Source organism: Anaerosacchariphilus hominis (genome assembly GCF_014290175.1).
In the GTDB taxonomy this organism is placed as follows: Bacteria; Bacillota; Clostridia; order Lachnospirales; family Lachnospiraceae; genus Laedolimicola; species Laedolimicola hominis.
In genome coordinates this window covers 210,917-223,679 of the sequence record NZ_JACOOR010000005.1, presented here as the reverse complement: position 1 = coordinate 223,679, position 12,763 = coordinate 210,917, and the positions used below count along the sequence as shown (strand labels likewise).

Annotated in this window: 11 protein-coding genes and 1 pseudogene; all 12 read left to right on the top strand. The window is 51.0% G+C overall.

All coding sequences use genetic code 11. From position 1 onward, the window contains the following. Nucleotides 1-236: 236 nt before the first annotated feature. The 12 genes and pseudogenes from H8S44_RS10375 to H8S44_RS10320 all read left to right on the top strand — a co-directional run bounded on the left by H8S44_RS10375 (nucleotide 237) and on the right by H8S44_RS10320 (nucleotide 12,641). A complete protein-coding gene (locus tag H8S44_RS10375) occupies nucleotides 237-572 on the top strand; it encodes a cobalt transporter (RefSeq protein WP_243167558.1) in 336 nt (111 codons plus the stop codon). 15 nt (nucleotides 573-587) lie between these two features. Further along, the gene (locus tag H8S44_RS10370; RefSeq protein WP_158361979.1) at nucleotides 588-782 is read left to right on the top strand and encodes a CooT family nickel-binding protein; all 195 of its coding nucleotides are present in this window, start codon (nucleotides 588-590) and stop codon (nucleotides 780-782) included. Nucleotides 783-866: 84 nt separating this feature from the next. Further along, nucleotides 867-1,802 (top strand): methylenetetrahydrofolate reductase, encoded by a 936-nt coding sequence (locus H8S44_RS10365; RefSeq protein ID WP_186873614.1) that lies wholly within the window; start codon nucleotides 867-869, stop codon nucleotides 1,800-1,802. Between the two features lie 76 nt (nucleotides 1,803-1,878). Then, complete coding sequence (locus H8S44_RS10360; RefSeq protein ID WP_186873613.1) at nucleotides 1,879-2,652, top strand: ATP-binding protein; 774 nt, start codon at nucleotides 1,879-1,881, stop codon at nucleotides 2,650-2,652. 37 nt (nucleotides 2,653-2,689) lie between these two features. Then, nucleotides 2,690-4,582 carry an anaerobic carbon-monoxide dehydrogenase catalytic subunit gene (cooS, locus tag H8S44_RS10355; RefSeq protein WP_186873612.1) on the top strand — a complete coding sequence of 631 codons (1,893 nt, stop codon included), beginning with the start codon at nucleotides 2,690-2,692 and terminating at the stop codon, nucleotides 4,580-4,582. A gap of 42 nt (nucleotides 4,583-4,624) precedes the next feature. Continuing rightward, a pseudogene (locus tag H8S44_RS10350) lies at nucleotides 4,625-5,257 on the top strand (ATP-binding protein); the annotation flags it as partial. A gap of 154 nt (nucleotides 5,258-5,411) precedes the next feature. After that, complete coding sequence (gene acsB, locus H8S44_RS10345) at nucleotides 5,412-7,541, top strand: acetyl-CoA decarbonylase/synthase complex subunit alpha/beta (RefSeq protein ID WP_186873610.1); 2,130 nt, start codon at nucleotides 5,412-5,414, stop codon at nucleotides 7,539-7,541. An 86-nt stretch (nucleotides 7,542-7,627) separates the two neighbouring features. Beyond that, on the top strand, nucleotides 7,628-8,569 hold the full coding sequence (gene acsD / locus H8S44_RS10340) for an acetyl-CoA decarbonylase/synthase complex subunit delta (RefSeq protein ID WP_158361985.1): 942 nt from the start codon (nucleotides 7,628-7,630) through the stop codon (nucleotides 8,567-8,569). Nucleotides 8,570-8,593: 24 nt separating this feature from the next. Continuing rightward, entirely contained in the window at nucleotides 8,594-9,946 is a 1,353-nt protein-coding gene (gene acsC, locus H8S44_RS10335) for an acetyl-CoA decarbonylase/synthase complex subunit gamma (protein ID WP_186873609.1), read from the top strand. 29 nt (nucleotides 9,947-9,975) lie between these two features. Next, a complete protein-coding gene (gene acsE / locus H8S44_RS10330; RefSeq protein ID WP_186873608.1) occupies nucleotides 9,976-10,764 on the top strand; it encodes a carbon monoxide dehydrogenase/acetyl-CoA synthase methytransferase subunit in 789 nt (262 codons plus the stop codon). 299 nt (nucleotides 10,765-11,063) lie between these two features. Next, on the top strand, nucleotides 11,064-11,654 hold the full coding sequence (locus tag H8S44_RS10325; protein WP_186873607.1) for a cytidylate kinase-like family protein: 591 nt from the start codon (nucleotides 11,064-11,066) through the stop codon (nucleotides 11,652-11,654). 159 nt (nucleotides 11,655-11,813) lie between these two features. Further along, the gene (locus tag H8S44_RS10320; protein WP_186873606.1) at nucleotides 11,814-12,641 is read left to right on the top strand and encodes a transporter substrate-binding domain-containing protein; all 828 of its coding nucleotides are present in this window, start codon (nucleotides 11,814-11,816) and stop codon (nucleotides 12,639-12,641) included. Nucleotides 12,642-12,763: the final 122 nt, after the last annotated feature.

Below are 12,763 nucleotides of genomic sequence, written 5' to 3'. Positions count from 1 at the left end.
TTACTAAGATTACAAAAAAAAGAAGGAAAAGTCAATACGGCAGTTTTCCGGGACGAAGATGGAAGCGGAAAAGGATGGAAAAAACGGAAAATGTACGTGATTAAGAACAATCTGCGCCCAGAAAACGACGAAATCCGACTTGATAAAATCCCCCTCCTGGGGTATAATTGAAGCAAGATTGTCATGAAATTAACACAATTCTAAGTTTTAAATAAAAGGAGGAATATGCGATGCATATGGTAGACGGAGAACACGGACATTGTCACGGACACGAGCATGACCACGATCATGAGCATTGCCATGACCACGGCCATGAGCATACCCACGATCACAGCCATGAGGGCTGTGGCTGCGGCTGCGGCGGTCACGATCACAAGCCGGGCAGTGAGCAGGAGGCGCTTCTTTCTTATATGTTAGATCATAATAAGCATCATGCGGCTGAGCTGGCAGATGTGGCTAAGAAGTTCCGCGAGGTTGGAAAGGAAGACGTGGCTGTACAGATTGAAAAGGCCATTGAGAATTTTGACAAGGGCAATCTGTATCTGAGCCTGGCACTTTCCTTAGTGCAGTAATAAGGAGGCATCATTATGTGTTTGGCAACTGTATATAAGAACACGCAGGATACAGAAGAGGTTGTGCTGAAGAATGTCAGCAAGATTTACGTGGAAGGAAGTCAGGTGCGCCTGGTAGATATTATGGGCGCGGAGGTAGTGGTAGAAGGAACGATTTCCTTTGTAGACCTGACCGGTTCCGTCGTAAAGTTAAACTGCCCGTCCGCGTAAGAGGGGCAGCGGTCCGTATGGCAGGCGGACAATCAAAGTGATATCAATAATGTTGATATAGCAAAATAATGGAGGTTGGTTGAAATGACAAAGTTAACAGACATCATGAACGAGCGCATGGCGCTGTCTTTCGAGGTTTTCCCGCCGAAGACTGAGAAGGGTATGGAGAATCTTCCGGGCACGATCGAGCATCTGTGCAAGTATCAGCCGGATTACATTTCCTGTACATACGGCGCAGGCGGCGGAAACGTAGGAGCAAACCGCGAGGTATGTCAGATGATTAAGAACGCTGGCACTACACCGGTTACCCACTTTACCGTAATCAAGAACACCAAGGAAGGCATGAAGGATCAGCTGCAGCAGTACCTGAACGAGGGCGTAGATCACGTTCTGGCTCTCCGTGGAGATATTCCGCTGGGCGAGACTACTACCTGTGGTGATTTCCAGTATGCTACAGACCTTGTAAAGTTTATCCGTGACGAGTTCGGCGATAAGTTCGAGATCGCTGTAGCAGGTTCCCCGGAGGGACACATCGCATGCAGAAGCCTGGAGTCCGATATCTCGGTTCTGAAGCAGAAGCAGGACAACGGCGCTGACTACATCATGACTCAGCTTTGCTGGGATATGGAGCAGTTCAAGTACTGGCTGGACGCTATCTACTCCGCTGGTGTTACCATGCCGGTAGACGTAGGAGTTATGCCGATTCTGGATCAGGCAGCTACCATCAATATGGCACTGTCCCGCAACGGCTGTGTAATGGATCACGAGCTGTGCAAGATCATTTCCCAGAACTGGCTGTTCCCGAACCCGTTCGCAGCGAAGGACGCTGAGGGCAAGCCGTTCGATATGTTCTATGATGATAAGATTAAGAGATTCCGCGAGGCAGGAATCGAGTACACCATCAAGCAGATCGATACCTATCGCTCTCTGGGTGTAAACGGTATCCATCTGTACGCTCTGAACAAGTGGAAAGATGTATCCGAGATCATCGACCGCGCAGGTCTGAAGACCTTAATCTAGTTACTTAAATTTGACTATTAAAATTGCGGGCGGGGCACAAACCTGCCCGCGGTAAAAGGCAGGAGAGAACAAAGATATGCCACATACAATTGCCGTAGCCGGAAAAGGCGGTGTGGGGAAAACTACACTTACAGGACTTTTAATTGAATACCTGTGCCAGAAGAAGCAGGGACCTGTTCTGGCTGTAGATGCAGATGCCAATTCCAATCTGAACGAGGTGCTGGGCGTGGAGGCTGCTCCGACCTTGGGCGAGATTCGTGAGGAGATTGCAAAGGCAGAGACAGCGGGTTCCAACCCGATTCCGAAAGGAATGTCCAAGCAGGATTACGCGGAGCTCAAATTCGGAGAAGCGCTTTCCGAGCAGGATGATTATGATTTACTGGTGATGGGTCACACACAGGGAAAGGGATGCTATTGCTTTGTCAATGGACTTCTGACCTCCCAGATTGCCAGATACGCGAAGAACTACAAGTACCTTGTAGTAGACAATGAAGCGGGAATGGAGCACATCAGCCGCGGAATTCTTCCGTCGGTAGATACCATTATTCTGGTCAGCGACTGCTCACGCAGAGGCGTGCAGGCGGTAGGACGTATCGCGAAGCTGATTCCGGAATGTGGACTGAAGCCCAAGTCCGTAGGACTGATTATCAATCGCGCTCCGGGTGGAGTGCTGAATGCGGGAACGAAAGAAGAGATCGAAAAACAGGGCCTTCATCTGCTGGGCGTCGTTCCTCAGGACGAGCAGGTGTTTGAGTATGACTGTGACGGCGTGCCCACAGTAAAGCTTCCGGAGGATTCTCCGGTCCGCAAGGCGCTGTACAGTATTATTGACCAGTTGGATCTTTCATAATAAATTTATGAAAATAAAAAAAGGTAGGAGGTTTATAATGGGAGATTTAAAGTTGACAACGGTGGAGGAAATGGAAGCCGCAACAGCCAGACTTCTGGAGACAGGAGCAAAGGTAGGTGCTGATGCCTGGCAGCTTCGTGTGAAGAACCAGACACCGCACTGTAAGTTTGGTGAGCAGGGTGTCTGCTGCCGAATCTGTGCTATGGGACCGTGCCGTATTACGCCGAAGGCACCGAGAGGTATCTGCGGATGTGACGTACATGGTATCGTAGGCCGTAACTATCTGAAATTCACAGCAGGTGGAGCAGCTACACACTCTGACCATGGCCGTGAGATCTGCCACACACTGTATGAAGCTAAGCCGGACGGAGCTTACAAGGTTAAGGATCCGGAGAAGCTGATCCGTATCGCAAAGGAGTGGGGCGTAGAGACCGAGGGTAAGGATATCTACGATCTGGCTCACGAGATGGCAGAGACAGCTCTGATGGAGTATGGTAAGCCCTTCGGTGTACAGAGATGGCTTAAGAGAGCTCCGGAGCATACCCAGAAGCTGTGGCATGACGCTGAGATCGAGCCGAGAGCCATTGACCGTGAGGTAGCAACCTCCTTACATATGGCTCATATGGGATGTTCTTCTCTTCCGGAGGCACTGGTTCGTCAGTCCTTAAGAGCAGGTCTGGCTGACGGCTGGGGCGGATCCATGTGCGGAACCGAGTTCTCCGACGTACTGTTCGGAACTCCGAAGCCCCTTGATACCGAGGCAAACCTGGGCGTTATGAACGCTGACAATGTAAACATCGTAGTACATGGACATGACCCGTCACTTTCTGAGATGGTCTGTGAGTACGCAGACGATCCGGAGATGATCGCGTACGCAAAGAGCATGGGCGCGAAGGGAATCACCGTATCCGGCGTCTGCTGTACCTCCAACGAGGTAGCTATGCGCCGCGGCGTTCCCATGGCAGGTAACTTCCTGCAGCAGGAGAACGTGGTTCTGACAGGTGCATGTGAGGCTATCGTTGTAGACGTTCAGTGTATCTTCCCGGCACTCGGACCCCTGAGCAAGTGCTTCCATACCAAGTTCATCACCACTTCTCCCATCGCGCAGATGCCGGATTCCGATTACATCCGCTTTGATGTAGGAACCGCTGCAGAGAAGGCTAAGCAGATCGTTATGACTGCATGTGAGAACTTCAAGAACCGTAAGCCGGATCTGGTATACATTCCGGATATGAAGCAGAAAGCAACTGTTGGATACTCCTTTGAGGCTCTGGTTAAGACACTGGATGGCGTAACCAACTCTCAGGTAGACGTAACAGGTACCACCAAGCCGCTTATCGAGTGTATCACCTCCGGTGTTATCCGTGGTGCAGTCGCTATGGTAGGCTGTAACAACCCGAAGATTCGCCCGGACTACGCACATATCGAGCTGATGAAGAAGCTGATTGCCAACGATATCGTAGTGGTAGCATCCGGATGTTCCGCACAGGCAGCAGCAAAGGCTGGTCTGATGGATAAGGCAGCTAAGGATCTCTGCGGCGCAGGTCTGAAGAGAGTATGTGAGCTGGCAGACATCCCGCCAGTACTTCACATGGGCTCCTGTGTAGATATCAGCCGTATGATGATTCTGGTAGCAGAGCTGTCCAAGGATTCCGGACTGAATATTTCTCAGCTTCCGGTTGTAGGCTGTGCTCCGGAGTGGATGTCTGAGAAGGCAGTTTCCATCGGTAACTACGTAGTAGCAACCGGTATCGATACCTTCCTGGGCGTTGACCCGTATGTAGCCGGATCTTCCGAGATGGGTCAGTGGCTGACCGAGGGCGTTCGTGACTGGGTTGAGGCAGCTTATACGGTTGAGACAGATATCGAGAAGCTGGTTGACAAGATGATCGACCGTATCGAGGAGAAGAGAACCGCACTGGGAATCTAATCCGGATAAAAAGAGTAAAGAAAGAACCGGAGGGAATAGAACGTGAAAATTGCAATTACCGGAAAGGGCGGAGTCGGAAAGACGACCTTTGCAGCCACCCTTGCAAGATTATATGCGGAGGAGGGATGTACAGTTCTGGCAGCCGATGTGGATCCGGACGCGAATTTAGGTCTGGCGCTCGGTTTTCCGGAGGAGGTTCTGGACTCGATTGTTCCGATTTCCAAGATGAGAAAGCTTATCGAGGAACGGACAGGGGCAGGCCCCGGAAATGCCATGTACACGCTGAATCCCAAGGTGGATGATATCCCGGATACCTACAGCAAGTCCTACAACGGAGTCAAGCTCCTGACACTGGGCACTGTAGAGACCGGAGGGGGCGGCTGTGTCTGCCCCGAGCATGTGATGCTGAAGCGGATCTTAAGCTACTTAAGTCTTCGGAGCAAGGACGTGGTTATCATGGACATGGAAGCAGGCCTGGAGCACCTGGGCCGAGGTACCTGCGAAGGTATGGAGCAGTTTGTGGTAGTCATCGAACCCGGAGCGAGAAGCATTCAGACCTATAAGAATGTAAAACGGCTGGCCCATGACCTGGGAATTCAGACCGTTCGTGTAGTAGCCAACAAAGTCCGCGGAACAGAGGATGAGGAGTTCATCCGCTCGAAGATCCCGGCAGAGGATTTACTTGGATTTATTCATTACAACCCGGAAGTGATAGATGCGGACCGGCAGGGCAAATCCCCCTACGATGTAAGCGAGTCCGCAAAGGAGGAGATCCGGAAGATTAAGGAAATCCTCGATCAATCGAATTAAAATTTGGAGGTAAAATACCGTGACATTATTTGATAGAGTATTCGGCGGCAACGACGCAGTTTACGGACTGACCGAGGCTGCTATCGACGGCGCAATCGCACAGTACGGAGAAGATGCGGCAGTATCCTTCCCGGACACTGCATACAGCCTTCCCTGCTACTATGCCGTAACAGGAAGCAAGGTTACCAACCTGAAAGAACTGAAGGCAGCTCTGGGAGTTGTAAAAACTCTGATGACCAGAGAGAAGAGACTGAACGACGCATTCATGAGCGGTGTTGCAACAGCTCTGTGCGCAGAGTTCATCGAGGTACTGAAGTACATGAACGGCGCAAAGCCGTACGAGGAGCCCTGCTACGGACATCTGGCAGACGCTATCATCCGTGAGCTGGGTGTACCCCTTGTAACCGGCGATATCCCGGGCGTAGCCGTTATCCTGGGAAGCGCTCCTTCTACAGAAGAAGCAGTAGAGCTGGTTAAGAGCTATCAGGCACAGGGCTGTCTGGTTACTTTGGTAGGCGGCGTTATCGATCAGTGCGTAGAGGCAGGCCTGAACATGGGCAACGCCGTACGTATCGTACCGCTTGGCAAGGACGTAACCGCAGTAATCCACGTTGTATCTGTAGCGCTTCGTGCGGCTCTGATCTTCGGTAACGTAACACCGGGCGACGCAGGCGCGCTGATGAAGTACACCATGGACCGTGTACCGGCGTTCGTAAATGCGTTCAAGCCGCTGGATGATGTTATCGTAGCTTGCGGTGCAGGCGCAATCGCTCTTGGTTTCCCGGTAGTTACCAACGAGACCGAGAACATCTTCCGTGTACCGAAGAGCCTGATCGTTCAGGAGGACGTATCCAAGTTCAACGCTACTTCTATTGAGGCAAGAGATATTAAGATTAAGGTTACTAAGATCGATATCCCGGTTTCCTTCGCATCCGCATTCGAGGGCGAGATTATCCGCCGCGGCGATATGCAGGTAGAGTTCGACGGTTCCCGTGTGGACTGCTTCGAGCTGGTTGAGGCAAAGGATGCGTCTGAGGTTGAGGACCACAAGATCGAAGTAATCGGACCGGACTTCGACGAGTTCGAGGTAGGCAGCAAGCACAGCATCGGCTACGTTGTAGAGGTTGCCGGCAAGAGCATGCAGGCTGACTTTGAGCCGGTATTCGAGCGTAAGTTCCATAACTACCTGAACTGCATCGAGGGTGTTATGCATACCGGTCAGCGTGATATGATCCGTATCCGTGTAAGCAAGAACGCTTTTGACGCAGGCTTCCGTGCAAAGCACATCGGTGAGGTTCTGTACGCAAGAATTAAGAATGAGTTTGACGCAGTTGTAGATAAGTGTCAGGTTAAGGTTATCACCGATCCGGAGCTGTGTACCAAGATGCGTCATGAGACTGCTATCCCGCTGTTTGACAAGCGTGACGACCGTCTGGCTACTCTGACTGACGAGTCTGTAGACGTATACTACAGCTGTATCATGTGTCAGGCATTCTCCCCGTCCCACGTATGCGTGGTTACTCCGGAGCGTCTGGGTCTGTGCGGTGCCGTTTCATGGCTGGACGCAAAGGCTACCAACGAGCTGGATCCCCAGGGACCCTGCCAGGTTATCACCAAAGAGAAGCCCATCGATGAGAGAATCGGTGAGTATGAGGATGTCAATGAGGCGGTTAAGCTTTACTCCCAGGGTGCTCTGGAAGAGGTTTCCCTGTACTCCATCATGGAGAAGCCGATGACCTCCTGCGGATGCTTCGAGTGTATCTGTGGTATCGAGCCGTTCTCCAACGGTGTTGTTATCACCAACCGTGAGTACGCAGGTATGACTCCGCTGGGAATGACCTTCTCCGAGCTGGCAAGTATGACCGGTGGTGGAGTTCAGACACCTGGATTCATGGGACATGGAAAGCACTTCATCTCTTCCAAGAAGTTTATGAAGGCTGAGGGCGGAATCGAGCGTATCGTATGGATGCCCAAGGAGCTGAAGGAGTCCGTAGCAGAGCGTCTCAATGAGACAGCAAAAGAGCTCTACGGAATTGACAACTTTACCGATATGATCGGTGACGAGACTATCGCAGAGGATCCGGAAACATTGCTGGCATTCCTTACAGAAAAAGGACATCCGGCACTTGGCATGGACCCGATGATGTAGTATAATATGTAAGATAATTGGTTTACGCATAGGGGCTATGCCCCTATGCGTTAAAACCACGTAAAGGACAAGGAGGTAACTAAGAAATGCCGTTTACTGGAAAATCAGGAAAATTCAACGCTGCTATCCGTACCGTAGAAATCGGAACCGGAGATAAGGCAGTGAAGCTTGGCGGAGAGAATGTACTGCCGTTTTATACATTCGACGCGCCGATCGAGAATGCACCGAAGATTGGAGTTCTGATTACAGACATGGGTCTGGAGAATGAAGTTGCAGGAATCAAGGACTACTATGCAGGTGCTACAACTTTTGCAGAGATTGCAAAGAAAGCCGAAGAAATGCCTGGAGCAGATTTCGTTGTTCTCCGCTTTGAGGGAGCGGATCCGAATGGCGAGAACCGTTCCGTTGAGGATTGCGTAGCTATCGCGAAAGAGGTTGGCGACGCGATCACAGCTCCTCTTGTAATTGAGGGATGTAAGAATGTAGAGAAGGATGCAGAGCTTTTCTCCAAGGTTGCAGAAGCGCTTCAGGGAAAGAACGTACTGATCCTGTCCGCAAGAGAAGAGAACTACAAGGCAGTTGCAGCAGCAGCTGGTCTTGCTTACGGCCAGAAGGTCGGAGCAGAGTCTGCCGTAGATATCAACCTTGCAAAACAGCTGAACGTGCTGATCGGACAGCTGGGCGTAGATCAGGCTAACGTTGTCATGAACGTAGGTTCCGCAGCAGCCGGATACGGTTTTGAGTACGTAGTATCTACCATGGATCGTGTAAAGGCAGCAGCTCTGGCTCAGGGTGATGTACAGCTTCAGATGCCGATTATGACACCGGTAGCTGACGAGGCATGGAATGTAAAAGAGGCTATGGCTTCCGAAGCAGATATGCCGGAGTGGGGATCCCAGGAAGAGCGTGGAATTGATATGGAAGTTGAGACAGCCGCAGCAGTACTGGCATCCGGCTCCAATGCAGTAATTTTGAAACATCCGACCTCGGTTGCAACGATTTCAAAATTAATTAAAGCACTGGTTTAATCGAGGAAGGAGGAGAAATTTACCATGGCATTAAAAGGCTTGGATATTTTTAAATTAACACCGAAGACAAACTGTAAGGAGTGCGGAAGCCCGACCTGTATGGCATTTGCTATGAAGGTTGCTCAGGGCGCTGTAGAACTCAGCAAGTGTCCGCATATGTCCGAAGAAGCGCTGGCTACTCTGTCAGAGGCAACTGCTCCGCCCATGAAGACCATCAAGGTTGGTACCGGCGAGGCTGAGTACACACTGGGCGGCGAGACCGTTCTCTGCCGTCATGAGAAGACCTTTGTAAGCAAGCCGAGATACGCAGTATCCATCTGCAGCGCGGACGAGGATATCGACGCGAAGCTTGAGGTAGCTAAGAAGGTTGATTACGACCGTATCGGCGAGCGTATGCACGTTGAGATGCTGTATCTGTCCTACTGTGCAGATAAGGGCGTTGATGCTTATGTGGAGCTGGTTAAGAAGGCAGCTGACTGCGGCAAGACGCTGGTACTTGACTGTACCGATGTTGAGGCAGCTAAGGCAGCTCTGGCAGTATGCAAGGACGCAAAGCCGGTTCTGGATGGCGCAGACGCTTCCAACTACGAGGCTATGAGCGCTGTCGCTACTGAGGCAGGCGTTGTTCTGGGCGTTCGCGGCGCAGACATCAACGAGCTCTATGATACCACAGCAGCTCTTGAGAAGCTGGGCAATAAGAACCTGGTACTGAATGTAGGTACTGCTTCTGTTAAGGACGCGTTTGCTACCACCGTACAGATTCGTCGCGCGGCTCTGAAGGATCAGAACAGAACCTTCGGTTATCCCTCCATCGTTAACGTAGGAGCACTGGCTGCCGGAGATCCGACCATGCAGGCAGCTCTTGTTTCACTGTTTACTGTAAAATACGGTTCCATCATCGTTATGGAAGGCATGGACTATGCACAGGCTCTGCCGCTGTATGGTCTGCGCCAGAATGTATTTACCGACCCGCAGAAGCCCATGAAGGTTGAGCCGGGCATCTACCCGCTGAACGGCGGCGATGAGAATTCCGTATGTCTGACCACTGTAGACTTCGCTCTGACCTACTTCGTAGTATCCGGCGAGCTGGAGCGTTCCGGCGTTCCCTGCAACCTGATCATCAACGACGCAGGCGGACTTTCCGTACTGACTGCTTGGGCAGCTGGTAAGCTTTCTTCTACCTCTGTATCCAAGTTCATCCAGGAGAACGTAGAGCCGAAGGTTAAGTGCAGAAAGCTGATCATCCCCGGAAAGGTAGCAGTTCTGAAGGGCGATATCGAGGCGAAGCTGCCGGGCTGGGAAGTTATCGTAGCCCCCAACGAGGCAGTACAGCTTGTGAAGTTCCTGAAGGATCTGCAGGCTAACGGCGAGATCTAATTATTTTATAATAAAAGGAGAACAAAACTATGGCAAAATTTGTTACCATCGGTGAGAGACTTTCCACCACAGCACCGGCTGTAAATAAGGCATTTTCCGAGAGAGATCCGGAGCCGATCCTGAAGAGAGCAAAGCAGCAGCTGGACGCAGGCGCTACATACCTGGACGTTAATATCGGACCGGCTGAGAATGACGGACCGGAGCTGATGAAGTGGGCCGTTGAGCTGCTTCAGGGCAACTTCGACAACGTTCCGCTGGCACTGGATACTTCCAACGTAGCAGCTATCGAGGCTGGTATCTCTGTATACAACCGTACAAAAGGAAAGCCCATCGTTAACTCCGCTGACGCTTCTGGAAGACTGGAGTACGTTGACCTGGCAGCAGCTAACGACGCTATCGTTATCGCTCTGTGCAACGGCGAGGGAATCGCTAAGGACAACGACGAGCGTATGATGTACATGCAGACTCTGATGGAGAGAGGCATGGAGCATGGTATGGACGTTGCTGAGGATATGTGGTTTGACCCGTTATTCCTGGTTATCAAGGGAATGCAGGACAAGCAGATGCAGGTTCTGGAGTTTATCAAGATGATCTCCGACATGGGCATGAAGTCCACCGGCGGTCTGTCCAATAACTCCAACGGTATGCCGAAGCACATCCGTCCGATCATGGACTCCGCTATGGTAGCTATGGCTATGATGAACGGTCTGACCTCCGCTATCGTAAACCCGAACGACCTGAGACTGATGGAGACCATCAAGTCCTGCGATATCATCAAGAACAACAATCTGTACGCAGATTCTTATCTTGAGGTTTAATTCGGATTCGAAGTCGAATAAGAGCTTAAAAAGGAGCATCTCCGGGAAACCGGGGCTGCTCCTTTTGTGGAATAGGGAATTCCGATAGAATTCCCTATTCCACAAAAGCAAGCAAAGCTTGCAAAAATGCGCACTCGGCGTAATGGTAGATGGTTGCCAAGGCAACCGCGCCTCGGCGCAGGAATGTGCCAATGGCACATTCATTCTGTGAGAAAGGGGTTGCCCTGACCGTCAATGTCCGTTATAATCTAAATAGAATCTGTCGGCGAAATCGGCGGCAGGAAATGGAGGAATTTTTCATGAAAAAGGTTATTACCATAGCCCGTGAATTCGGTGCAGGCGGCGGTGAAATCGGCCGGAGAGTGGCGAAGGAGCTGGGGATTGAGTTTTACGATAAGGATATCATTCTGAGAACAGCCCTGGCCAATTCAAAGCTGGATCCGGAGCTGGTGCGGAAATGGGATGAGAGAGTGCCGAAAAGCTTTGGCTTTGCCCAGAGTCTGTTTGATTTCTACAATAAACCCCTGGACGAAGAACTCTGGCAGGCCCAGAGGGACGCCATTCGGAAGATGGCGAACCATGAGAACTGTGTGATTGTAGGCCGGAACAGCGAGTACATCTTAAGGGAATTCGATCACTGTCTCCACGTATTTGCCCATGCCGGCTTCCACTGGAGAGTCAACCGTATGTCCGCCATGATGCCGGGCGTACCGATTTCCCAGGTGGAGAAGGATGTGCGGGACGCGGAGCGCTCCCGGAAGAAGAGCTGCGAGTATTATACGAAGCAGATCTATGGGGATGCCCGGAACTACGATTTAACCATCAATACAGAGAAACTGGGGATTGACAAGGCTGTGGAGATGGTCCTGGATGCGGCAAAGCTCATTTAAAAAGACAGAATTTCGGGAAGACAAAAACTTTTTTGCTTGACAACAATAAAAGAAAAAATTATACTTATGAAGTGGCATCAAGGGCGGTGTATAGAAAAATACATCGCCCTTATGTTAAATAGGACCGGTTTACAGACCGGAGAAAAGGAGTGTAATATTATGAAGAAGTTACTGGCACTGGCATTAGTAGCAAGTATGACACTGGGACTTGCGGCATGCGGATCCTCTGACAAGGGAGCTGACACAGCAGCCGAGACAGAGACTAAGACTGAGGATACAGCAGACACCGCGGATACCACAGCATCCGATAAGACATGGGTGATTGCTATGGATACCGTATTCCGTCCCTTCGAGTACACCGATGAGAACGGTGATTTCGTAGGTATCGATGTGGATATTATCAAGGCAGTTGCAGCAGATCAGGGATTCAAGATCGATATTCAGAGCCTTGGCTGGGATGCCGCTGTAACAGCTGTTCAGGCCGGACAGGCAGACGCACTGCTGGCAGGCGCAAGCATCACCGATGAGCGTAAGGCTAACGGATGGATTTTCTCTGACTCCTACTATGATTCCTATCAGGTATTTGCGACCAAGACCGGAAGCGGAATCGAGACTCTGGAGGATCTGAAGGGCAAGACTGTTGCAGTTAAGAATGCGACAGCAGGCGCACAGTATGCAGAGAGCCTGAAGGATGAGTACGGCTTTAAGGTAGATACTTATGAGGATTCCCCGACCATGTATCAGGCAGTTGTTCTGGGACAGGCAGATGCCTGCGTAGAGGATAAGCCGATCATGGCAGACTCCATCAAGAGCGGTAACCTGGATCTGGTTATTGCAGAGAGCACAGCAAGCGATGTAGCTCCCTATGGTCTGGCTATTATGAATGAGAAGAATCAGGAGTTCCTGGATATGTTTAACGCCGGTCTGAAAGAGATCAAAGACAACGGAACTTATGATGAGATTCTCGATAAGTACCTTGGAAACTAAGAGATGCGAACATACAGCAGGGCAGCCGCTTAAAGCGGCTGCTTCCTGTACTGTGGAAGCCCCCGGTACCGGAGTCTTCCACAATGCAGGAAGTATTCTGCAGTGCCCCGCAGACGGCGGGA

Bases quoted from the DNA above. Each gene is read 5' to 3' on its own strand.
- H8S44_RS10375 (WP_243167558.1), top strand. From the start codon at position 237: ATGGTAGACGGAGAACACGGACATTGTCACGGACACGAGCATGACCAC.
- H8S44_RS10370 (WP_158361979.1), top strand. From the start codon at position 588: ATGTGTTTGGCAACTGTATATAAGAACACGCAGGATACAGAAGAGGTT.
- H8S44_RS10365 (WP_186873614.1), top strand. From the start codon at position 867: ATGACAAAGTTAACAGACATCATGAACGAGCGCATGGCGCTGTCTTTC.
- H8S44_RS10360 (WP_186873613.1), top strand. From the start codon at position 1,879: ATGCCACATACAATTGCCGTAGCCGGAAAAGGCGGTGTGGGGAAAACT.
- cooS (WP_186873612.1), top strand. From the start codon at position 2,690: ATGGGAGATTTAAAGTTGACAACGGTGGAGGAAATGGAAGCCGCAACA.
- acsD (WP_158361985.1), top strand. From the start codon at position 7,628: ATGCCGTTTACTGGAAAATCAGGAAAATTCAACGCTGCTATCCGTACC.
- acsC (WP_186873609.1), top strand. From the start codon at position 8,594: ATGGCATTAAAAGGCTTGGATATTTTTAAATTAACACCGAAGACAAAC.
- acsE (WP_186873608.1), top strand. From the start codon at position 9,976: ATGGCAAAATTTGTTACCATCGGTGAGAGACTTTCCACCACAGCACCG.
- H8S44_RS10325 (WP_186873607.1), top strand. From the start codon at position 11,064: ATGAAAAAGGTTATTACCATAGCCCGTGAATTCGGTGCAGGCGGCGGT.
- H8S44_RS10320 (WP_186873606.1), top strand. From the start codon at position 11,814: ATGAAGAAGTTACTGGCACTGGCATTAGTAGCAAGTATGACACTGGGA.